Origin of the sequence: Blautia sp. AF14-40 (assembly GCF_003479665.1) — a bacterium.
GTDB lineage: Bacteria > Bacillota > Clostridia > Lachnospirales > Lachnospiraceae > Fusicatenibacter > Fusicatenibacter saccharivorans.
Genome location: NZ_QUHK01000021.1, coordinates 35,781 through 57,485, shown reverse-complemented (window position 1 = coordinate 57,485; position 21,705 = coordinate 35,781). Strand labels below are relative to the sequence as shown.

The 21,705-nt window shown below is 51.9% G+C and carries 17 protein-coding genes; 15 read left to right on the top strand and 2 right to left on the bottom strand.

Annotated features, from left to right (window positions below; all coding sequences use genetic code 11):
* Nucleotides 1-21 precede the first annotated feature (21 nt).
* From DWW13_RS13850 to DWW13_RS13815, 8 genes are read left to right on the top strand one after another with little or no spacing between them, the layout of a single operon-like run.
* Nucleotides 22-273, top strand: a complete 252-nt coding sequence (locus tag DWW13_RS13850) for a DUF4315 family protein (RefSeq protein WP_006777886.1) — start codon at nucleotides 22-24, stop codon at nucleotides 271-273.
* Nucleotides 263-1,027: a DUF4366 domain-containing protein gene (locus DWW13_RS13845; protein ID WP_118720362.1), complete on the top strand. Its 765-nt coding sequence runs from the start codon at nucleotides 263-265 to the stop codon at nucleotides 1,025-1,027. Before DWW13_RS13850 ends, DWW13_RS13845 begins: the two co-directional genes overlap by 11 nt.
* Entirely contained in the window at nucleotides 1,024-1,218 is a 195-nt protein-coding gene (locus DWW13_RS13840; RefSeq protein ID WP_118720360.1) for a hypothetical protein, read from the top strand. The genes DWW13_RS13845 and DWW13_RS13840 overlap by 4 nt, the downstream gene beginning before the upstream one ends.
* The gene (locus DWW13_RS13835) at nucleotides 1,215-1,907 is read left to right on the top strand and encodes a conjugal transfer protein TraG (protein WP_117529585.1); all 693 of its coding nucleotides are present in this window, start codon (nucleotides 1,215-1,217) and stop codon (nucleotides 1,905-1,907) included. The genes DWW13_RS13840 and DWW13_RS13835 overlap by 4 nt, the downstream gene beginning before the upstream one ends.
* A complete protein-coding gene (locus DWW13_RS13830) occupies nucleotides 1,888-3,987 on the top strand; it encodes a type IA DNA topoisomerase (RefSeq protein ID WP_118720358.1) in 2,100 nt (699 codons plus the stop codon). Before DWW13_RS13835 ends, DWW13_RS13830 begins: the two co-directional genes overlap by 20 nt.
* A complete protein-coding gene (locus DWW13_RS13825) occupies nucleotides 3,984-4,262 on the top strand; it encodes a hypothetical protein (RefSeq protein ID WP_050005931.1) in 279 nt (92 codons plus the stop codon). Before DWW13_RS13830 ends, DWW13_RS13825 begins: the two co-directional genes overlap by 4 nt.
* Before the next feature lie 6 nt (nucleotides 4,263-4,268).
* Nucleotides 4,269-7,520: a YodL domain-containing protein gene (locus tag DWW13_RS13820; RefSeq protein ID WP_118720356.1), complete on the top strand. Its 3,252-nt coding sequence runs from the start codon at nucleotides 4,269-4,271 to the stop codon at nucleotides 7,518-7,520.
* A gap of 1 nt (nucleotide 7,521) precedes the next feature.
* Nucleotides 7,522-7,737 carry a transposon-transfer assisting family protein gene (locus DWW13_RS13815; RefSeq protein WP_003526257.1) on the top strand — a complete coding sequence of 72 codons (216 nt, stop codon included), beginning with the start codon at nucleotides 7,522-7,524 and terminating at the stop codon, nucleotides 7,735-7,737.
* Nucleotides 7,738-7,998: 261 nt separating this feature from the next.
* Here DWW13_RS13815 and DWW13_RS19455 read toward each other — a convergent pair whose 3' ends face one another.
* Nucleotides 7,999-8,601 (bottom strand): hypothetical protein, encoded by a 603-nt coding sequence (locus DWW13_RS19455; RefSeq protein ID WP_243026152.1) that lies wholly within the window; start codon nucleotides 8,599-8,601, stop codon nucleotides 7,999-8,001.
* Here DWW13_RS19455 and DWW13_RS19450 point away from each other — a divergent pair.
* From DWW13_RS19450 to DWW13_RS13785, 6 genes are all read left to right on the top strand, one after another.
* Nucleotides 8,600-8,944, top strand: coding sequence for a TnpV protein (locus DWW13_RS19450; protein ID WP_438940351.1), 345 nt, complete (start codon nucleotides 8,600-8,602; stop codon nucleotides 8,942-8,944). The two genes, DWW13_RS19455 and DWW13_RS19450, sit on opposite strands and share 2 nt — an antisense overlap.
* 1,496 nt (nucleotides 8,945-10,440) lie before the next feature.
* Nucleotides 10,441-16,599 carry an SNF2-related protein gene (locus DWW13_RS13810; protein ID WP_438940350.1) on the top strand — a complete coding sequence of 2,053 codons (6,159 nt, stop codon included), beginning with the start codon at nucleotides 10,441-10,443 and terminating at the stop codon, nucleotides 16,597-16,599.
* Nucleotide 16,600: 1 nt separating this feature from the next.
* A complete protein-coding gene (locus DWW13_RS13805; protein ID WP_118720352.1) occupies nucleotides 16,601-17,407 on the top strand; it encodes a DUF3849 domain-containing protein in 807 nt (268 codons plus the stop codon).
* A gap of 2 nt (nucleotides 17,408-17,409) precedes the next feature.
* A complete protein-coding gene (locus DWW13_RS13800; protein WP_003526263.1) occupies nucleotides 17,410-17,748 on the top strand; it encodes a plasmid mobilization protein in 339 nt (112 codons plus the stop codon).
* Nucleotides 17,749-17,899: 151 nt separating this feature from the next.
* On the top strand, nucleotides 17,900-18,202 hold the full coding sequence (locus DWW13_RS13790) for a hypothetical protein (RefSeq protein ID WP_015529855.1): 303 nt from the start codon (nucleotides 17,900-17,902) through the stop codon (nucleotides 18,200-18,202).
* The gene (locus DWW13_RS13785; RefSeq protein ID WP_055195345.1) at nucleotides 18,199-18,498 is read left to right on the top strand and encodes a CD1845 family protein; all 300 of its coding nucleotides are present in this window, start codon (nucleotides 18,199-18,201) and stop codon (nucleotides 18,496-18,498) included. Before DWW13_RS13790 ends, DWW13_RS13785 begins: the two co-directional genes overlap by 4 nt.
* Nucleotides 18,499-18,572: 74 nt before the next feature.
* Here DWW13_RS13785 and DWW13_RS13780 read toward each other — a convergent pair whose 3' ends face one another.
* Complete coding sequence (locus DWW13_RS13780) at nucleotides 18,573-19,985, bottom strand: ATP-binding protein (protein WP_118720350.1); 1,413 nt, start codon at nucleotides 19,983-19,985, stop codon at nucleotides 18,573-18,575.
* A gap of 121 nt (nucleotides 19,986-20,106) precedes the next feature.
* Between DWW13_RS13780 and DWW13_RS13775 the strand changes: the two genes are divergently transcribed.
* Nucleotides 20,107-21,519, top strand: coding sequence for a relaxase/mobilization nuclease domain-containing protein (locus DWW13_RS13775; RefSeq protein WP_118720348.1), 1,413 nt, complete (start codon nucleotides 20,107-20,109; stop codon nucleotides 21,517-21,519).
* Nucleotides 21,520-21,705: the final 186 nt, after the last annotated feature.

Sequence of the window (21,705 nt, the reverse complement as noted above, 5' to 3'; positions counted from 1 at the left end):
TTTAAGAAGGAGTGATAGACGATGGCAAAGAACAAAATTGAGCGCATTGACCAGGAGATTACAAAGGTCCGCGAGAAGATCGCAGAGTATCAGGAAAAGCTCAAGGCGCTGGAAGCACAGAAAACCGAGGCAGAAAATCTGGAGATCGTCCAGATGGTGCGCGCCCTGCGTATGACCCCGACCCAGTTGAGCGCCATGCTGTCCGGTGGCACAGTTCCCGGCAGTTTGGCTGATGACAATAACGAACAGGAGGAAAACAGCTATGAGGAATAAACGATTACTCCGAACACTTTCCGCCTTTTGCCTGACAATGGTTGTGGCATTTGGCTTTACGATCCCTGCTTTTGCACAGGGGTCAGAACAGGCTCCGGCGGCACCGGCAGAGGATTCTACCAATGATAGCAACGTGATTGTGGAAGAAACAGAACCGGCACCGGCACTTACACCGGAGGGGAATGCGGCACTGGTGGATGATTTTGGAGGCAACAAGCAGCTTATTACTGTTACGACCAAAGCTGGAAATTACTTTTACATCCTGATTGACAGGGCGAATGAGGATAAAAAGACTGCTGTTCACTTTCTGAATCAGGTGGATGAAGCGGATTTGATGGCACTGATGGAAGATGGAAATGCTAAAGAGGAGTCGTCTGCTGTGTGTAGCTGCACGACAAAATGTGAAGCAGGGGCAGTCAATACGGCTTGTCCGGTCTGTGCAACTGATAAGAGTAAATGTACGGGCAAAGTACCGGAACCTCCGGCAGAAACATCGGAGCTGGAAAAGGAGAAGCCTGCCGGATTGAACCCGGCTGCGCTGGTCCTTTTACTGGCTCTGCTTGGTGGCGGTGGCGTATTTGCCTATTTGAAGCTCGTTAAGAACAAGCCTAAGACCAAGGGCAATGACAGTCTGGACGATTATGATTATGGCGAGGAAGATTCCGAGGAATGGGAAACCGAAAATGAGGAGTCGGATGAGCCTGACGCTGACGGGGGCAGCACAGAAGAAGATGACGAGGACAGCGTGAAATGACCCGTTTCACAGACAGTCCCTATGAACGCATGATGACACGCAGGCCGGAGGGCGGGAGGGAAACTTCCCGTCCTCCTTCTTTACCCCACAACCACCCCTGCTATGGTTGCGGGAGTTATGGAAACCCCTGCGTAGGTATCTGCCATCGTGAGATGGAACGCTGGCTCAAAGAAAGGAAACGAAAAAAATGAGTGTTCTGATTATATTTATCAAGCTGATTGCTGTTTTTGACCTGCTGGTGATCGCCGTGTATTTTGGCGGCGACATTCTTTCTACCATGTTAAACAAACTTCGGAGAAAGCCAAAGCAAGATGACCCCTTTGATTTCTCCTTAGATACCGTGACAGTTTCATTGTCCATAGATTCTATCCGTCAGCTTTGTTCCGACGATGCGGCAGATTTTGTGGAAGAAAAGATCCTGCCAAATGCGGAGAAAACAATGGCCGTTTTGACGGAACAAGAACAGACGGCGGCTCGTCTGCTCTTATCCGCTTTGATCGGTTTTCTTGCAGCAGAAGCTCCTATGGATGAACAGAGCTTTCCTTTGATGATGGAACTTCTGAACTGCATGGAAGGGGAAAAAGAAGATGGTTGTCAGGATGCAGTAGATAGTTTACTTGAAGATGCCGCCTGCAATACCCGCCGTCACGAAGAATATTACAGCAATTATCAACGCTACCAGCTGATGCAGGTGGATAAAACCCGTGTCATTTTGGCTTGCCGTATCATCATCAATGACCTGCTGGGGAAACTGTACCGCTATGACTACCGGTTTGGTTATAACCTGCTACTGGATGAGGAAAACAGCATAGAGAAAAAACTGCACACGCCTGTGCGGGAAAAATGGGAGGCTGAAGATTATGAATTTAGTGATTGCTGAAAAACCATCGGTTGCACAAAGTCTGGCCACGGTAATCGGTGCAACTGCTCGTAAGGATGGGTATCTGGAGGGTAACGGCTGGCGTGTCAGCTGGTGCGTGGGCCACCTGGCCGGTCTTGCGGATGCAGACAGCTATGACTCCAAGTATGCCAAGTGGCGATATGATGACCTGCCTATTCTGCCGGAGCATTGGCAGATGGTAGTGGGAAAGGATAAGAAAAAGCAGTTTGATATTCTCAAAAAGCTGATGAACGCCCCGGATGTGACGGAGGTAGTAAATGCCTGTGATGCCGGACGCGAGGGCGAGCTAATCTTCCGCAGCGTCTATGAGCTGGCAGGCTGCCAAAAGCCGATGAAAAGGCTCTGGATTTCTTCGATGGAGGACTCCGCCATAAGGGAGGGCTTTGCAAACCTGCGCCCAGGTGTAGATTATGATGGACTTCGGGATGCTGCTCTCTGCCGTGCCAAGGCCGACTGGTTGGTAGGGATCAATGCCACAAGGCTTTTTTCCGTGCTGTACCACCGCACCCTCAACATCGGGCGTGTGATGTCCCCAACGCTGGCACTGATTGTCCAGCGAGAAGCTGAGATCGACACCTTTAAGCCAGTTCCCTTTTATACCGTGGCGCTGGAGCTGCCCGGTCTTACCGTATCCGGGGAGCGCATGGCGGATAAAGCTGCTGCCGAACAGCTGAAAGAAGCCTGTCAGGGTGCAAATGTCACAATCAAAAAGGTGGAGCGCAAGGAAAAGTCCGAAAAGCCGCCTGCCCTCTATGACCTGACTACCCTGCAAAGAGATGCCAACCGTCTGCTTGGATTTACGGCCCAGCAGACCCTGGACTATCTGCAAAGCCTGTATGAAAAGAAGCTCTGCACCTATCCCCGTACTGACAGTCGCTATCTGACCGGTGATATGGCAGACAGCCTGCCGGTGCTGGTGAATCTGGTTGCCAATGCTATGCCGTTTCGCAAAGGAATCTCCATTTCCTGTGATCCGCAGACAGTCATCAACGATAAGAAAGTAACCGACCACCACGCAGTAATCCCTACCAGAAATCTCAAGGATGCAGACCTTTCTGCCCTTCCTGCGGGAGAAAAAGCGGTGCTGGAGCTGGTAGCCCTGCGTCTGCTGTGTGCCGTAGCCCAGCCCCATATCTATTCGGAAACCGTTGTGATTGCCGACTGTGCCGGTAGGGAGTTTACCGCCAAAGGAAAAACGGTGAAGCACCCCGGATGGAAAGCACTGGAGGACGCCTACCGTGCCAAAATGAAGGATGCGGAGCCGAAAAAAGAGGGCGCAGAGAAAGCCCTGCCGGAGCTGACTGAAGGACAGACCCTTTCGGTTGCTGCGGCAATCGTCAAAGAAGGCAAAAGCAGTCCGCCTCAGCACTTTACGGAGGATACCCTATTGTCCGCGATGGAGACTGCCGGAAAAGAGGATATGCCGGAGGATGCCGAGCGAAAAGGTTTGGGGACACCGGCCACCCGTGCTGGTATTTTGGAAAAGCTGGTATCTGCCGGTTTTCTGGAACGAAAAAAGAGCAGGAAAACGGTGCAGCTTCTCCCTTCCCACGATGCAGTTTCCCTGATTACCGTTCTGCCGGAACAGCTGCAATCGCCGCTTCTGACTGCCGAGTGGGAGTACCGACTGGGCGAGATCGAGCGCGGGCAGCTTGCCCCGGAGGAGTTTTTGGACGGGATCAGCACCATGCTGAAAGACCTGGTGGGAACTTATCAGGTCATCAAGGGAACTGAGTACCTGTTCACTCCGCCCCGTGAGGTGGTGGGCAAATGCCCTCGCTGCGGCGGTGAAGTTGCAGAACTGCAAAAAGGCTTCTTCTGTCAGAATGATTCTTGTAAATTTGCAATCTGGAAAAATAACAAATGGTGGGCTGCCAAGAAAAAACAGCCGACCAAGGCTGTGGTGTCTGCACTGCTTAACGATGGCCGTGTCCGTGTGACGGGCCTATATTCGGAGAAAACCGGAAAGACCTACGATGCCGCTGTGGTTTTGGAGGATGATGGACAGTACGCCAACTTCAAGCTGGAATTTGACCAGCGGAAAGGAGGCAGCCGATGAAACTTTCTTTAGTGGAACGGGAAACCATTCTCCTCTATAACCAGGCAGAACCAATGGCTGAGATCTATACTCATGATCCCCGTCTGATGGAGAAGCTGGATCTGCTGGCAAAAAAGCACCCCGACCAGATCATCCGAAAGGACGCCCATAACTTTACCGTCCCCAAGCGGTGTGTATCAGTCCGGGAGCCATATAGCGCAGAACGCCGCAAAGCCGCCAGTGAGCGTGCGAAAGCCGCCGGATACCAGCCTCCTATGCGAAAGTCCGGCAGTTAAAGGCACATGACAGAGAATGTATTTGAAGCAGTCAAGCAGTCGGTCAGCACCAGAGATGCGGCAGCGTTTTATGGGATCGAGGTCAAACGAAATGGCATGGCCTGCTGTCCCTTTCACGATGATAAGAACCCAAGCATGAAGGTAGACCAGCGGTTCCACTGCTTTGGCTGCGGTGAAGATGGGGATGTGATCGACTTTACCGCAAAGCTCTTTGACCTCTCCTCAAAAGAAGCGGCGGAGAAACTGGCACAGGACTTTGGCCTGATCTATGACAGTCAGGCCCCTCCCCGCAGGAGGTATGTCCGGCAGAAAAACGAGGCACAAAAGTTTCGGGAGGACCGGCAGCGGTGTTATCGCGTACTGTCCGATTACTACTATCTGCTGAAAAAATGGGAGGCCGACCGTTCTCCCAGGACACCGGAGGAAGAACCGCACCCCCGTTTTGTGGAAGCAATCCAGAAAAAAACCTATGTAGAGTACCTGCTGGACCTTTTTCTGTATGAAAGTGAAGAAGAACAAAGGGCATGGATTGCAGAACACACAGCAGAAATCACACACTTGGAAAGGAGATTGAAAATCATGGCTGAGAACAAACCCACCAACCGAGAGCGGATAAGGGAAATCACAGATGGCATCGAGCAGGGCATCAAAGAACTGTTTGAGAGTGAAAAGTATATGCGCTATCTGTCCGTTATGTCCCGCTTCCACCGCTATTCGGTAAACAACACCATGCTCATCTATATGCAGAAGCCGGACGCTACATTGGTAGCCGGATACAATAAGTGGAAAGACCAGTTTGAGCGTCATGTAAAAAAGGGCGAGCATGGCATTACCATCATCGCCCCCACACCGTATAAGAAGAAAATCGAGGAGCAGAAGCTGGACCCGGATACCAAGGCTCCGATTCTGGATAAAGACGGAAAGATCGTCACAGAGGAAAAAGAAATCGAGATCCCTATGTTCCGTCCGGTCAAGGTTTTTGATGTGAGCCAGACCGACGGGAAACCTTTGCCGGAGCTTGCTTCCTCCCTTTCCGGCAATGTGCCAAATTATGAGGCATTCATGGAGGCTCTGCGCCGCAGTGCGCCGGTGCCGATCACTTTTGAAGCAATGGCCGCCGATACGGACGGCTATTTTTCTGCCGATCATCAGAAAATCGCCATTCGTCAGGGCATGAGTGAGGTGCAGACGGTTTCGGCCACAGTACATGAGATTGCCCACAGCAAGCTCCATGACCCTAAAAAATATGAAATGCTACCGTCATGGAAGGTTGTGCTGGAGAGTGAAGGTGGAACCAAGCATGATTTCAAGCTGGATTTTGCCACAGAAAGAGAAGCTGAACAGTTTGCTTCTGATATGGATTGGCGCTATGTGGACGAAAATCAGTTTGAATGGCGTCTTGCAGTTGAGGAAGATCCAACCGCAGAAAAACAGGCAATCAAAAATCGCCACACGGAGGAAGTGGAGGCTGAAAGCATCTCCTATGCGGTCTGCAAATATTTTGGCATTGAGACCGGAGAAAACAGCTTCGGCTATATTGCAAGCTGGAGTCAGGGCAAGGAACTGAAAGAGCTGAGAGCCAGTTTGGAGACCATCAATAAGACCTCCGGCACTTTGATCTCTGACATTGAGCGCCACTATAAGGAAATCTGCAAAGAGCGTGGGATTGATCCCCATGCAAAGGCAGAGCCGGAAACCGCCCCGATAGAGCAGCCAACCGGCAATCTGACCTACTATGTAGCAGAGTGCATGGAGTTTCCAAACCTTGGAGAATATCACGATAACCTGTCTTTGGAGGAGGCGGTCCGCATTTATCAGGAGATTCCGGCAGAGCGAATGAACGGGATCAAGGGCATTGGCTTTGAGCTGAAAGATGGAAGCGACTATGAAGGACCTTTTCCGATTTTGACCGGGCAGACCATTGACATGGACACCATTCAGGCAATCGACTATTACCGTGATAATCCGTTGGTGCAAAAAGCGGTAAAGGAACTGGCTGCGGCCATGCCGGAAATGGAGGTGCTGGGAGCGGACGCCAACCAGCAGGAGGCTTTGTTTCTGATCGACGATGCCACTTATCTTCATATCCAGCCCTGTGACAGTGGCTGGGACTATACCCTTTACGATGCCGCATCCATGAAAGAGCTGGATGGCGGTCAGCTGGATATGCCGGAGCTTTCCCGCAAAAATGCAGTTCTCCAGATTTGTGATGACAACAATCTGGACAGCACTTCGCTCAGACACGCTCCTATGTCCATGATTGAGACCTTGCAGGAAGCGGCCTATCAGCAAATGCAGGCAGAGACCAGTCAGATGACTGCTTCTTCCCAGCTGCCGGAAGCGCAGGAGCAGGCACTGGATGAATACCCCATGCCGGATGAGCAGGTATCCACACCGGATATGCAGGAATATGGCTACTCCTATGATGGGATGCTCCCTGTTACCAGAGAACGGGCGCTGGAACTGGATGCCGCCGGTTTGACCGTCTATGTGCTACATGAGGACAATACGGAGAGCATGGTGTTTGACCCGCAGGAAATCATGGATCATGGCGGTCTTTTCGGTGTGGACCATGAGGAATGGGAGAAAAGCCCTCAGTTCCACGAAAAGGTCATGGAGCGTCAGGAACATCAGCAGGAACGCGAACAGGCATTTCTCTCCCAGAACAGAGATTGCTTTGCCATCTATCAGGTAAGTCGTGACGATCCGCAGAATGTGCGCTTTATGAATCTGGACTGGTTAAAGTCCCATAACATTTCCATAGACCGCAGCAATTATGACCTCATTTACACAGCTCCTCTGAGGGAGTCTGGCACTGTGCCGGAGCAGCTGGAAAAACTCTATCAGCAATTCAATCTGGAAAAGCCCGTGGACTTTCACAGTCCCTCCATGAGCGTCAGCGACATCGTTGCGATCAGACAGGACGGTAAGGTATCCTGTCATTACTGTGACAGTGTTGGTTTTACCCAGATCCCCGGATTCCTGCCAGAAAACCCGCTGAAAAATGCGGAAATGATGCTGGAGGACGATTACGGCATGATCGACGGTATCATCAACAATGGCGCAAAAGAACCCACGGTGGCAGAGCTGGAACAGCAGGCCCGAAGCGGTCAGCCCATTTCCCTGATGGAGTTGGCAGCCGCCACCCATCGGGAGGAACGGGAAAAGAAAAAGTCCGTCATGGAGCAGCTGAAAGGCCAGCCCAAGACAGAACACAAAAAGACAGCACCCAAAAAGAGTGCGGAAAGGGAGATTTGATATGGGAAACTTTACTTTTGAGGAAATGAACCTGATGTGCATTTACAATACCGGCAGCCGCACCGGGCTGATTGACAGTCTGCGTGAGATGCGCGGCGAGCTTTCGCCGGAGGAAACGGAGCTGAGAGAGTTGACCGACAGCGCCCTTACGAAGCTCTGTGCGATGACCGATGAGAAGTTTGCCGAACTGGAGCTGTACCCGGATTTTGACCAGTAAACAACATAACCGCAGGGATGGGGTGGCGATCTGCCACCCCACCTTTTTACCCCAAAACTGAAAGGAGGACAGAACACTATGCCAACCAAAGCTGAACTATATGCACAGATGGCGGACAAGGTGGCAACGCAGCTCACGGGGAGCTGGCAGGAATGGGCAGGGTTTCTCACCACTGCTTCCCGCCTTTACAAGTACCCGTTCCATGAGCAGCTGATGATCTATGCCCAGCGACCGGACGCTACCGCCTGTGCAGAGTACGATTTATGGAATGAAAAGATGGGCCGTTATGTAAGGCGCGGTTCCAAGGGAATCGCTCTGGTGGATGATTCCGGGGACAGACCTCGCCTGCGTTATGTCTTTGACATTTCCGACACCGGAACCCGTGAACATTCCCGCACTCCCTGGCTGTGGCAGTTGGAGGAGCGCCATCTGGATTCCGTGCAGGCCATGCTGGAGCGCACCTATGATGTTTCCGGTGATGATCTTGCCGGACAGCTCACGGAGGTAGCTGGAAAACTGGCCGAGGAATACTGGACGGAGCATCAGCAGGACTTCTTCTATATCGTTGACGGTTCCTTTTTGGAGGAATATGATGAGTATAACATCGGAGTGCAGTTCAAGGCAGCCGCCACCGTCAGCATCACTTACGCTTTGATGTCCCGCTGTGGACTGGAGCCGGAACGCTACTTCGACCACGAAGATTTCATGGCGATCTTTGATTTCAACACCCCGTCCACCATCGGGGCGCTGGGAACAGCGGTCAGCCAGATCAACCAGCAGGTGCTGCGGCAGATCGGCGTTACCGTCCGAAATGCAGAGCGCGAAGCCAACCAAGAAAGGAGCAAGCAAGATGAACAATCCCATGACCTACATCCAGAACGGAGACTATCAGATTCCCGACCTGAAGCTGAGCCAGCAGCCGGAGAAACCCCTGGGCAAGTACGGCAGGATGAGGAAAACCTACCTGAAGGAACATCGTCCCATCCTCTACAACCAGATGTTGCTGAGCGAGAAACTGTACCCGCACCTTCTGGAGATCGACGAGACCGCCCAGAGCAGACTGGAGCAGATGATGCCCCAGCTGGCGAAGGAAGCGGGAGCCACCGAGGAACTGAAAGCCAGCGATCCCATGAAGTGGGTGGGGCTGATGAACACCTGCAAAGCTCAGGCAGAGGAGATTCTGATGGCGGAGCTTATCAACAGCTGACTCTAAACCTGTTCCTCTCCGAAGCGGAACAGATCCAATCCATAGATGAAGCAGAGAATGTAGCACATACATCCTCTGCTTTTTCTTTTGCCCAAAATGACATTGACCATGTGCTGCGTTTGGGAGGCAATACAGACCGTCAGAGGGAGCGTGTGGTTGCAGCCTTTGAAAAGCAGAAAACCACCGCTGAGATTGCCGAGATACTGAAAACGCTGTACCACGGTGGCAACGGCCTTGGCAGTGTGAGTGCATGGTATGCCGAGGATGGCATCCATCTTTCCCACGGGAAGTCTGTCCGTTATGACAGGTCTGCCCAGGTCATTTCTTGGGAGCGAGCCGCAGAGCGTATCGGGGAGCTTTTGGAAAGTGGTCAGTTTGCCTCCAATGTGGAGCTTGCAGAAGCGGCAGGCTATGAACGATCCCTCCTCTCGGAAAAGCTCTGGCATCTGTATCACGATCTCAGTGAGGACGCCAGAAAAGCCGGATATTTGTCCTGCCTGTCAGAGATCAAAGGCAATGGATTCCCAGAGGAGACCCGCCGTCTGACGGAGCAGCTGAGTGAACCGGCTTTCCGCCAGACCCTCAAGGAAGAATACGCTGCCTTCTGGACTGCCTATCAGCAGGACCGTGACCTGTTGCGTTTTCACTATCATAGACCGAGGGAGATCTGGGAGAACCTGAAGGACCTTGACCTGCCCCGCAGGACCTTTTCTTCAGAGCTTTCCCAAGTGCCAACCGTCCAGCACTTTATTACCGAGGATGAGATCGACGCCGCCATGACCGGCGGAAGCAGTTTCGCCGGAGGAAAAGGCCGTATCTATGCGTTCTTCATGGAAAACCATACGGATAAGGAAAAAGTGAGATTCCTTAAAGACGAGTATGGCATTGGCGGACGCTCTCATGCCCTGTCCGGCGCAACACACAGCGGCGAAGATCACGATGGGAAAGGACTGCACTATAAAAAGCAGGACTGCCCGGATGTTCACTTGAACTGGGAAAAGGTTTCCAAGCGCATTACCTCACTTGTCCAGAAAGGTCGCTATCTTACCGAACAGGAACAAGCGCAGTATGACAAGATCCAGGCTGAAAAGGATCTGGCAGAAGAAGATGCCATTCAAGCCCAGCAGCCGGAGATAGAGGAAGAAACGCCAAAGCCTACCCTTCGGGAGCAGTTTGAGCAGTATAAGCCTGTGGTGACTGCCGCCATATCTGAGGATGCCGCATACCGCAATGCCTGCGGTCATTCCGACCGTGAAAATGCTGTCATCGAGGGCAATGCCGCTGTGCGCCGTGCGGTTCTTGGCTCTAAGGATATGGAGCTGATCCGCCTTTATTCGGATGTGCCGGAGTTCCGCCAGCGCCTGCACCGGGAAGTGATCGACGAAACCTATCCAAAGCTCCATGAGCTTCTGCGCCCTCTTTCTCAGGAAGATATTGATACTGCCCTTTGTGCATGGAACGGCAATATCGAGAGTAAACACGCTGTCGTCCGCTATATGAAAGACCATGCAAGAGAGAAGGATACCGCTGCATGGCTGGCTCAGGAATACGGTGGCAGCAACAGCCCGTTCGTTGTCCGTGCCGGAAGCCCGGAGGAAACACAGCTGCCCTGGCCGAAGGTACAGCGCAGGCTTGCCCAGCTGATTCAGGAGGACCGGTTCTATACCGAAGAAGAACAGGATCGTTTTGACAATATCGACCCTATCGCCATCCGGGAAGCCCTGGAGGAAAGAGGGATCGTCAACGGACAGGTGGCAGACCCGGAAAAACTGGACAATGACCCGTTTATCCAACAGGTGATGTCGGATGCCGAGCAGATCGCAGCTGCCGAGACAGAACAGACTTCCGAGGTTTCCATTTCCGATGAGGAATATGATGCAGTTCGCCGCCCGACTCCGCAAAGAACCTCCTATGATCCTGCCGCCCCGGTTTATGCCGTGGGCGATACCGTGTATATCGAGGATGACGCCTATCAGATCACCGAGCTACGGGATGACACCGTGCAGCTTCTGCCTACCGGCATGGTATATCCCATCTATCGGGCAGAGCGCAAAGAACAGTTCGAGCAGCTGCTTCGGGCAGACCGCCGCAATGCTTACTATACCGAGTTTCTTCCCATTGACCCGGACAAGGCAGATCAAGACCTGCGGGATGTATTGGCCCATGGACTGATGGATGAAGCGGATAAACAGCAGCTTTCCACGCTACTGCAATCTGGCAGGAGCAACAGTGAGATCGCCTACTGGCTGAGCAGAGCCTACCCTCATGAGATTGAGACCCTGAATCTGGAGACCGGCGATATTGCCGATTACCGTACCACGGCACAGGGCATGGAGCTGGAAGTCCTGGACGCAGAGGAAAAGCGTCTGGCTGTGCTGTATTTCCGCTGGGATGAGGTTGCGCCTTTGCTGCGCGGGATGTATGCCCGTCAGCAGGACGGCTTTGGACAGGAACAGCCCCAACCGGCTACCGAATCCCCGACCTTCCATTCCGAGACCATGGCCGTCTATCCGGGCGATAAGAACCATCTGCCTTATGATGTGGTGGTGGAACGGTTGCATATTGAGGAGCCGGAGCCGCCAGCCCCTGTAACAGAGCCGGAGAAAACCTTTGAGGAAGTGCTGGATGAACACCCGGTTTCCATTCAGGTCAACGGCCAGTGGCAGACCTTCCCCAATGCCAAAGCTGCCGAGGAAGCCTCCTATGAGGAATACAAGGCTAACCTGCGCCGCAATGCACAGAACTTCCGCATTACCGATGAGCATTTGGGCGAAGGCGGTCCAAAAGTCAAGTTCCAGGCAAATGTTAATGCCATTCGTTTGCTGAAAGAGCTGGAATCTGCCGGACAGCAGGCAAGCCCCGAACAACAGGAGATTCTTTCCCGTTATGTGGGCTGGGGCGGTATTCCTGATGCTTTTGACCCAGAGAAACCGGCATGGGCTTCCGAGTATACCCAGCTGAAAGAGCTGCTGACCCCGGAGGAATATGCCGCCGCCAGAAGCTCCACCCTCAACGCTCATTACACCAGCCCTATGGTCATCAAAGCGATTTATGATGCTGTGGGCCGTATGGGATTTGAGACCGGAAATATTCTGGAGCCATCTATGGGTGTGGGAAATTTCTTCGGTATGCTGCCGGAGGAAATGCGAAACAGCCGTCTATATGGTGTGGAGCTTGACCCGGTTTCCGGGCGTATCGCAAAGCAGCTCTATCCCAAGGCGGACATCACAGTAGGCGGCTTTGAGACCACTGACAGGCGGGACTTCTTTGACCTTGCCATCGGCAATGTGCCTTTTGGTCAGTATCAGGTCAATGACAAAGCCTACAACAAGCTGAATTTCAACATTCATAATTACTTTTTCGCCAAAGCATTGGATCAGGTGCGTCCCGGCGGTGTGGTAGCTTTTGTGACCTCCCGCTATACCATGGATGCCAAGGATTCCACCGTGCGCCGCTATCTTGCCCAGCGTGCCGAGCTGCTGGGAGCGATCCGTCTGCCTAATGACGCGTTCAAAAAGAATGCCGGTGCCGAGGTTGTATCGGACATCATCTTTCTCCAAAAGCGGGACCGTCCGCTGGACATTGCACCAGAGTGGACGCAGACCGGACAAACGGAGGATGGGTTTGCCATCAACCGGTATTTTATCGACCACCCGGAAATGGTGCTGGGCAGACAGGAGCCGGTAAGCACTGCTCATGGTATGGATTACACCGTGAACCCTATCGAGGGACTGGAGCTTTCCGACCAGCTGCATGATGCTGTGAAGTACATTCATGGCACTTATCAGGAGGCAGAGCTGCCGGAGCTGGGCGAAGGCGAAGCCATTGACACCTCCATTCCTGCCGACCCAAATGTGAAGAACTATTCCTATGCCATTGTAGACGGGCAGGTGTACTATCGGGAAAACAGCCGCATGGTGCGCCCTGACCTCAACGCCACCGCCGAAGCCCGTGTGAAAGGTCTTGTGGGACTGCGTGATTGTGTGCAGGAACTGATCGACCTTCAGATGGATGCAGCGGTTCCAGACAGCACCATTACCCAAAAGCAGGCGGAACTGAACAGCCTCTATGACAGCTTTTCTGCAAAATATGGCCTTATCAATGACCGTGCAAATCGGCTGGCCTATGCAGATGATTCTTCCTATTACCTGCTCTGTGCGCTGGAAGTCATCGACGAGGACGGGAAACTGGAACGTAAGGCGGATATGTTCACCAAACGAACCATCAAGCCCCATCAGGCAGTGGCTACTGTGGATACGGCAAGCGAAGCACTGGCGGTGTCCATCTCGGAAAAAGCCTGCGTAGATATGGGCTATATGAGTCGGCTTACCGGAAAAACAAAAGAAGCACTGGCCGGAGAACTGCAAGGCGTGATCTTCCGTGTGCCGGGACAGCTGGAACAGGACGGCACACCCCATTATGTGACTGCTGATGAATACCTTTCCGGCAATGTACGCCGCAAACTGCGTCAGGCGCAGCGGGCGGCACAGCAGGACCCTTCTTTTGCAGTCAATGTGGAAGCTCTTACCGCCGCCCAGCCCAAAGACCTGGATGCGTCGGAAATTGAGGTGCGTCTGGGCGCTACCTGGATTGACAAGGAGTACATCCAGCAGTTTATGTACGAGACCTTCAACACCCCGTTTTATCTCCAGCGCAGCATTGAGGTCAACTATTCCTCCTTTACTGCTGAATGGCAGATCAAGGGGAAATCTTCTGTATCCTACAACGATGTGGCAGCTTATACCACCTACGGAACCAGCCGCGCCAACGCCTACAAGATTCTGGAGGATTCCTTAAACCTGCGGGATGTCCGTATCTATGACACCATAGAGGACGCAGACGGAAAAGAGCGCCGCGTACTAAACGCCAAGGAGACCACTCTGGCTGCCCAAAAACAGCAGGCGATCCGGGAAGCCTTTAGGGACTGGATCTGGAGAGACCCGGAGCGCCGCCAGACTTTGGTGCGCCAGTATAACGAAGAAATGAACTCTACCCGTCCCCGCGAGTATGATGGCAGCCATATCACTTTTGGCGGCATGAACCCGGCCATTACCCTGCGGGAACACCAGAAAAGTGCCATCGCCCATGTGCTGTATGGCGGAAATACCCTGCTGGCACACGAAGTAGGCGCGGGCAAAACCTTTGAGATGGTGGCCGCTGCGATGGAAGCCAAACGCCTGGGCTTGTGCCAGAAATCTCTCTTTGTGGTTCCCAACCACCTGACTGAGCAGTGGGCATCGGAGTTTCTGCGCCTCTATCCTTCTGCCAACATCTTAGTCACAACCAAAAAGGACTTTGAGACCCATAACCGCAAGAAGTTCTGCGCCCGTATTGCGACCGGTGACTACGACGCCATCATCATGGGACACAGCCAGTTTGAGCGTATCCCCATCAGCCGGGAGCGCCAGGAAAGGCTTCTCTATGAGCAGATCGACGAGATCACCGAGGGCATCGCAGAGGTGCAGGCCAGCGGCGGCGAGCGTTTTACCGTCAAGCAGCTGGAGCGTACCAGAAAGTCTCTGGAAGCCAGACTGGAAAAGCTGCAAGCCGAGGGGCGAAAAGACGATGTGGTAACCTTCGAGCAGCTGGGTGTGGACCGTTTGTTTGTGGACGAGGCCCACAACTATAAAAACCTGTTTCTATACACAAAAATGCGGAATGTGGCGGGTCTTTCCACATCGGACGCGCAGAAATCCTCCGATATGTTTGCCAAGTGCCGCTATATGGATGAGATCACCGGAAACCGTGGCGTGATTTTCGCCACCGGCACCCCGGTCAGCAACTCCATGACCGAGCTTTACACCATGCAGCGTTACCTTCAGTATGAACGCTTGCAAGAGCTGAACATGACCCACTTCGACTGCTGGGCTTCCCGCTTTGGGGAGACCGTCACAGCATTGGAGCTGGCACCGGAAGGCACCGGCTACCGGGCAAGAACGAGATTCAGCAAGTTCTTTAACTTGCCTGAGCTGATGAACCTGTTCAAAGAAGCGGCCGACATTAAGACTGCCGATCAGTTAAATCTCCCTACCCCGGAAGTGGAGTACCACAACATCGTGGCGCAACCCACCGAACATCAGCAGGAAATGGTCAAGGCTCTTTCGGAGCGCGCATCGCTGGTACACAGCGGAACCGTTGACCCGTCCCAGGATAATATGCTCAAGATTACCTCGGATGGCCGCAAGCTGGGGCTTGACCAGAGGATCGTCAACCAGATGCTGCCGGATGAACCCGGAACAAAGGTCAATCAGTGCGTGGACAACATCATGCAGATCTGGCGGGACGGCAAAGCTGACAAGCTGACCCAGCTGGTGTTCTGCGACATTTCTACCCCGCAGGCAAAAGCTCCTGTAAGCAAGGCGGCGAAAACGCTGGATAATCCACTGCTTCACGCACTGGAAGGCGCTGTGCCTCTGCCGGAGCAGGAACCGGTCTTTACGGTATATGACGATATTCGTCAGAAACTCATTGCCCAGGGGATGCCTGCCGACCAGATCGCTTTTATCCATGAAGCCAATACCGAAGTGCGGAAAAAGGAGCTGTTCTCTAAAGTCCGTACCGGTCAGGTTCGTGTCCTTTTGGGCAGCACCGCCAAGATGGGCGCAGGCACCAATGTGCAGGACCGTCTGGTGGCACTTCATGACCTGGACTGTCCGTGGAGACCGGGAGACCTTGCCCAGCGCAAGGGCCGTATCGAGCGCCAGGGCAACCAGAACCCCCTTGTCCATGTGTACCGCTATGTGACAGAAGGAACTTTTGACGCATACCTCTGGCAGACGGTGGAGAACAAGCAGAAATTCATCAGTCAGATCATGACTTCTAAATCGCCGGTGCGCTCCTGCGATGATGTGGATGAAACAGCCCTCAGTTTTGCCGAGATCAAGGCTCTGTGTGCCGGAGATCCCCGCATCAAGGAGCGTATGGATTTGGATGTGGAGGTATCCCGCCTGAAGCTGATGAAAGCCGACCACCAGAGCAAGCAATATCGTCTGGAGGACCAGCTGCTCAAATACTTCCCGGAGGAGATTGAAAAGCACAAAGGTTTTATCAAGGGCTTTGAATCCGATCTGGAGGTTTTGACAGCTCACCCGCACCCGGAGGACGGTTTTGCTGGTATGGAGATTCGTGGAGACCTGCTGACCGATAAGGAGAACGCCGGTGCAGCCCTTTTGGATGCCTGCAAGGAGGTCAAAACCTCCGATCCGGTGCAGATCGGCAACTACCGGGGTTATGCCATGTCCGTGGAATTTTCCGCTTGGAAACAGGAGTATACGCTCCTGCTGAAAGGACAGATGACCCACCGGGCAACCCTTGGTACAGACCCTCGCGGAAATCTTACCCGTATCGACAATGCCCTCGCCCAGATGCCCCAGCGTTTGGAGGCGGCAAAGGCCCAGCTGGATAACCTCTATCAGCAGCAGGCTGCCGCAAAGGAGGAAGTCGGAAAGCCATTCCTTTATGAAGAAGAACTGACAAGCAAAAACGCCCGTCTGGTGGAGTTGGATACCCTGCTCAACATCGACGGAAAGGGGCAGGCACACACCGAGTCTGTTGTTGCCAAAAGCACACGGCCTTCGGTGCTGGATAACCTAAAACGCCCGGTGCAACCCCGCAGTACAGACAAGAAACCAAAACAGCATGAGGAGGTGCGGTAACATGAATACTAACGATCTGAATACAGCTCTTTATGAAAAGATGGCTGCCGAACAGGACAAGTTCCGGGACTGGCTGAAAAGCCAGCCCCCGGAAGAAGTCTTAAACCATGCCTATGAGTACACCATCCGCGAGGACATCGTGATGGCAATGGAGGAACTGGAGTTGACCGACACCCAGGCTCAGGCACTTTTGGAATCTCCCTCTCCATTGACGGATGTGTACCGCTATTTTGAAAAGCTGGAGACCGGCTATATGGGTGTGATCCGGGACAGCATTGAAAGCCGTGCCGACGATGTGTGCAGAGCCAAAGAGGAACTGCGAACAACACCGGTCTATCCATATTCTGCTGCCTATGCGTCCGAGCATGGGGAAATGGCACAGTACAACCTCTCATATCAGGCGAACAGCGCCTGCAAAGAAGCCATTGAGCAGACCATCAGCGCCCACTATGCAGAGAATCGGCTGGATACGGAGGCTGCGGTCAAAGATGTGCTGGAAAAGTTCGGGACGGAACGGGTACAGTTTATTCTTGCCAACACCATCCAGCGCAAGAACTATGACGGGCGTATCTCTCAGGACAATAAAGCATGGGCAAAAACCATTCCTACGCTGGAGGACAGCGGCGCTTCCCGCCACTGTGCCTATCTGGTGGTAGATCAGGTCAATCCCGGTTTGACCGACCTGTTCACCAGACAGTTCCGAAAAGTCGCTCAAGAACAGCAGAAAAGCTCTGTCCTGCAAAAGCTCAAGCAGGAACCGCCTGCCCGCAAGCCTGCCACCCCGAAAAAACGGGAGCCGGAGCGATAACCATGGCAAAGCGCAAGCGGGATGTGCCGGTTTTGTTTTGGGTGTCCGCAGAAGAACTGGAACTGATCCATCAAAAGATGCAGCAATACGGGACAGAGAATTTGAGCGCTTATCTGCGGAAAATGGCGCTGGATGGTTATGTGGTCAAGCTGGAACTGCCAGAGCTGAAGGAGCTGGTCTCCCTGATGCGCCGAAGCAGCAACAACTTGAACCAGCTGACCCGCAAAGTGCATGAGACCGGGCGGGTTTATAATGCTGACTTGGAGGATATATCCCAGCGGCAGGAACAACTGTGGGAGGGTGTGAAGGAAATCCTTACCCAACTCTCCAAACTTTCATAACAGGGATAGATACTCCATTTGCGGAGGGAGGAACGGCGTTTCTTCGCCGCACCTTCCTCCGCTTTTTCTTTTTGTCTGTATCCTTGTCTTTTGCCTGTCCGTACCGGATAATATGAGTAGAATAAGAAGCGTAGCAAAGGAGTGAAAACAGATGCTGACCTTTGAAAAGGTGCTGGAGATTTTTGCGGATTACCTAACCGCAGACGAGACCATAGAAGTTTATATCAGCCGCCATGGATGTGTAAGAGTTGAATTTGACCAAGATTTTCACTATTGCTCTGGCGAGGTGTGCCATACTCCCAAGGAACTGTTCGACCTCTTAGCCGATGATTACCGGACTTATCTGGAGATTGAACTGACCAAAGGAAAACGGGAAGTGACGGAAGATGATGAGAGAGAAGCGGATGCCCTATGCAAACAGTATCTGGAGCGTTGGAAGGAGGAACAGAAATGAAGATTTTGAAATGTCTGCTGATGATCGTAACTGCACCGGTCATTTTGGTGTTGACGCTTTTTGTCTGGCTCTGCACGGGGCTGATCTACATATCCGGTCTGGTGCTTGGTCTACTAAGCACGGTAATTGCTCTGCTTGGCGTGGCTGTGCTGATTACCTATTCCCCGCAGAATGGTGTGATTTTGCTGGTTATGGCATTTTTGATTAGCCCGATGGGGCTGCCGCTGGCTGCGATCTGGCTACTGGGAAAGGTGCAGAGTTTGAAATTTGCGATACAGGATTGGGTGTATAGGTAAATGATGTGAATATAATTTGGAATGAAAAAGAAGCAGGACAATGGGAGATGAGACCCAATGCCCTGCTTCTCTGTTTATTCGGAACGAACTGTAATATATTTTTGATTGCGACTTTTAGGTTTATCGGGAATAGTCATTTCTAATTGCCCGGATTCTAAAAGCGGATTGATATGTTTCAAAGTGAAGTTTCTTAAATCTTTGAAGCCGCAAAATACTGCAAGCTCTTTCTTGGATTTTGGTGTTGTGCAAAAAGTCAAAATCTGTTTGGATACCGTTGATAGTTCAATAACTTGGTGGGTAACTTGGTGGATAACTTGGTGGGTGTCACCCTCTAAGTTGTAGTTTACATTTTTCAAGATGACTCTGAAATCTGTCGCTGTTGAGGAGAATTCAGGCTTATATGCCGCTGTGTATCCAGGCAGCTTTTCAGTTTCACTGACGATTTTGCGTAGGCCACTTCCACGGCGTTCCATGTACTTCATGCGGTGGAACAGGTCAGCAATCACAGGGTTTCGTCGCATGGAACGGATACTGTAAATATCGTATTCCTGAATTGAGCCGCCGCCAAACATACCGCCCGGAGATGTGATTTCCACCCGATCATCAAACATATCAATATGGATTTCGCTGCCAAGCACAATATAATCACGATGGATAAGCGCATTAACAAGAGCCTCTGTCACAGCTCGTTCAGCATAATCCGGCTTGTCTACACGATACTGTGCCTTTTTGACAAAACGGACTTTGGAATTATTGCGAATAAATTCACTGCCGCTGTTCAGTAAATAAATCAAATTTCCCTCGTATTCTTTATCGTCCAGCGCATCATCAAAGATAGAGCCTTTTTCCAAGCCATTCCACCGGGTACAGAACATGCGGGAGTTATAAACCGTGTGCTGATCGGTCATGAGTTTTCCGGCATTGGTCAGGAGTCCATTTTTATCAGTCAACCCGAAGGAAACATAATCGGATGGCTCAAAGCGGAGACCGGTCCGTTCCAGATAGGTTGCTTCCAGAAGTGTAAAGCTGTAATCCTTTTTTACCGCGTCTGTTGTTAGGGTATCAAAGGACTGATTGGTTCCCTTTAAGATCAGTTCATTCACAATGTAATCAGGGGCAATTACGCTTTCATTTCCAACACGGATATATGCTTCCATCACGCCGTCTGCCTTGTAATAATATGGGGTGCTGCGGCCGGGAGAAACCTCCAGAGCTAATAGATTTTTACCATCTTCCTGTAATGGTTTTAAGATGAACTGAGGTAATGGTGTGATTCGTTCTTTGATTAAGCGGCTGATCGCTTCAGCATCCTTTTGAACATCTGACAAGCCGATAGGCTCCCGGTCATCAGAGACTCCGAAAAACAGAGTGCCGCCGATCCCATTGGAAAAGGCACTGACACTTTTTAACCAGCTTTTTGGCTTTTTTGTTTCGAGAGCAACTTTGAAATCACATTCCGTTGCTTCGGCAATGAGCTGTTCTATCATAAAATCCCTCCTTTGAGGTTGTAGAATGTTCTTTTTTATTATACCCAGCGGAGAAAGGTATTGCAACGATAGAAGCAAAGAGTTCAGCGAAAAAATATTTATGAGAGGAGGGCCTTCTATTATGGCAACTACAAGAATCATGCCGCTTCATGTTGGCAAGGGTCGCACAGAAAGTCGGGCAATCAGTGACATCATCGACTATGTAGCAAATCCACAGAAAACAGATAACGGCAAGCTCATTACCGGCTATGCGTGTGACAGCCGGACTGCGGATGCGGAGTTCCTTCTGGCAAAGCGGCAGTACATTGCCGCTACCGGACGGGTGCGCGGCGCAGATGATGTGATCGCCTATCATGTGCGCCAGTCCTTCCGCCCTGGTGAGATTACCCCGGAAGAAGCAAACCGGCTGGGCGTAGAATTTGCAAAGCGTTTTACTAAAGGCAATCATGCCTTTGTGGTCTGCACTCACATAGACAAGTCGCACATTCATAATCACATTATCTGGTCATCGGTCAGCTTAGAATATGACCGGAAATTCCGAAACTTTTGGGGCAGCACCAAGGCGGTTCGCCGGTTAAGTGATACAATCTGCATTGAAAACGGACTGTCCATTGTAGAGAATCCGAAACCTCACGGAAAAAGCTATAACAAGTGGCTGGGAGATCAGGCAAAGCCCTCTCACCGAGAGCTGCTGCGTGTGGCGATTGACAACGCATTATCACAAAGTCCTGCTGACTTTGAAGAACTGCTGAAACTGTTGCAAGAGTATGGTTGTGAAGTCTCAAAGCGCGGAAAATCGTATCGACTGAAACTCTCTGGTTGGGAGAAAGCCGCCCGCATGGACAGTCTTGGCGAAGGATATGGATTGGAAGATTTGCGGGCAGTTCTCTTAGGGAAGAAAGCACATACCCCGCGAAAGAAAACAGTCACACGGGCAGAGCCGCCAAAGATCAATCTGCTGGTGGACATTCAGGAAAAATTGCAGGCTGGAAAAGGTGCTGGCTATACGCGATGGGCTAAAGTTTTCAATCTGAAGCAAATGGCGCAGACCATGAATTACCTGTCAGAGAATAACCTGCTGGAGTATGCGGTTTTGGAAGAAAAGGCTGCGGCTGCCACGGCACATCACAATGAACTTTCGGCGCAGATTAAAGCGGCTGAAAAGCGCATGGCAGAGATTGCTGTTCTGCGTACTCACATCGTAAATTATGCTAAAACCCGTGAGGTCTATGTGGCATACCGCAAGGCGGGTTACTCTAAGAAATTCCGGGGGGAACATGAGGAAGAAATTCTGCTCCACCAGGCTGCTAAGAATGCCTTTGATGAGATGGGAGTCAAGAAACTTCCCAAGGTCAAAGAGTTGCAGACGGAGTACGCGAAATTGCTGGAAGAAAAGAAAAAGACCTATGCCGAGTACCGGCGTTCCCGTGAGGAAATGCGCGAGCTTTTAACGGCAAAGGCCAATGTGGATCGAGTGCTGAAAATGGAGGTAGAACAGGATGTTGAAAAAGAAAAAGACCACGGCCAGCGGTAAGCTGGTCCTGGTCAAAAGCGTTCGCAGAACGCGCAGCCACAGAATGAAATTCTGTGTTCAAAGGGGCTTGGGGGCGTTGCCCTCAACAAGCAAGCAGAGAGGAAAATCACAAAGGGATTTTCTTCTCTGCGGGCCTGTGTGTATTAACACAGGCATTGCTTGCCTCTTTTCTCTGGAAATAAAAAG

Bases quoted from the DNA above. Each gene is read 5' to 3' on its own strand.
- DWW13_RS13850 (WP_006777886.1), top strand. From the start codon at position 22: ATGGCAAAGAACAAAATTGAGCGCATTGACCAGGAGATTACAAAGGTC.
- DWW13_RS13845 (WP_118720362.1), top strand. From the start codon at position 263: ATGAGGAATAAACGATTACTCCGAACACTTTCCGCCTTTTGCCTGACA.
- DWW13_RS13840 (WP_118720360.1), top strand. From the start codon at position 1,024: ATGACCCGTTTCACAGACAGTCCCTATGAACGCATGATGACACGCAGG.
- DWW13_RS13835 (WP_117529585.1), top strand. From the start codon at position 1,215: ATGAGTGTTCTGATTATATTTATCAAGCTGATTGCTGTTTTTGACCTG.
- DWW13_RS13830 (WP_118720358.1), top strand. From the start codon at position 1,888: ATGAATTTAGTGATTGCTGAAAAACCATCGGTTGCACAAAGTCTGGCC.
- DWW13_RS13825 (WP_050005931.1), top strand. From the start codon at position 3,984: ATGAAACTTTCTTTAGTGGAACGGGAAACCATTCTCCTCTATAACCAG.
- DWW13_RS13820 (WP_118720356.1), top strand. From the start codon at position 4,269: ATGACAGAGAATGTATTTGAAGCAGTCAAGCAGTCGGTCAGCACCAGA.
- DWW13_RS13815 (WP_003526257.1), top strand. From the start codon at position 7,522: ATGGGAAACTTTACTTTTGAGGAAATGAACCTGATGTGCATTTACAAT.
- DWW13_RS19450 (WP_438940351.1), top strand. From the start codon at position 8,600: ATGACCTACATCCAGAACGGAGACTATCAGATTCCCGACCTGAAGCTG.
- DWW13_RS19455 (WP_243026152.1), bottom strand. From the start codon at position 8,601: ATGGGATTGTTCATCTTGCTTGCTCCTTTCTTGGTTGGCTTCGCGCTC.
- DWW13_RS13810 (WP_438940350.1), top strand. From the start codon at position 10,441: ATGAAAGACCATGCAAGAGAGAAGGATACCGCTGCATGGCTGGCTCAG.
- DWW13_RS13805 (WP_118720352.1), top strand. From the start codon at position 16,601: ATGAATACTAACGATCTGAATACAGCTCTTTATGAAAAGATGGCTGCC.
- DWW13_RS13800 (WP_003526263.1), top strand. From the start codon at position 17,410: ATGGCAAAGCGCAAGCGGGATGTGCCGGTTTTGTTTTGGGTGTCCGCA.
- DWW13_RS13790 (WP_015529855.1), top strand. From the start codon at position 17,900: ATGCTGACCTTTGAAAAGGTGCTGGAGATTTTTGCGGATTACCTAACC.
- DWW13_RS13785 (WP_055195345.1), top strand. From the start codon at position 18,199: ATGAAGATTTTGAAATGTCTGCTGATGATCGTAACTGCACCGGTCATT.
- DWW13_RS13780 (WP_118720350.1), bottom strand. From the start codon at position 19,985: ATGATAGAACAGCTCATTGCCGAAGCAACGGAATGTGATTTCAAAGTT.
- DWW13_RS13775 (WP_118720348.1), top strand. From the start codon at position 20,107: ATGGCAACTACAAGAATCATGCCGCTTCATGTTGGCAAGGGTCGCACA.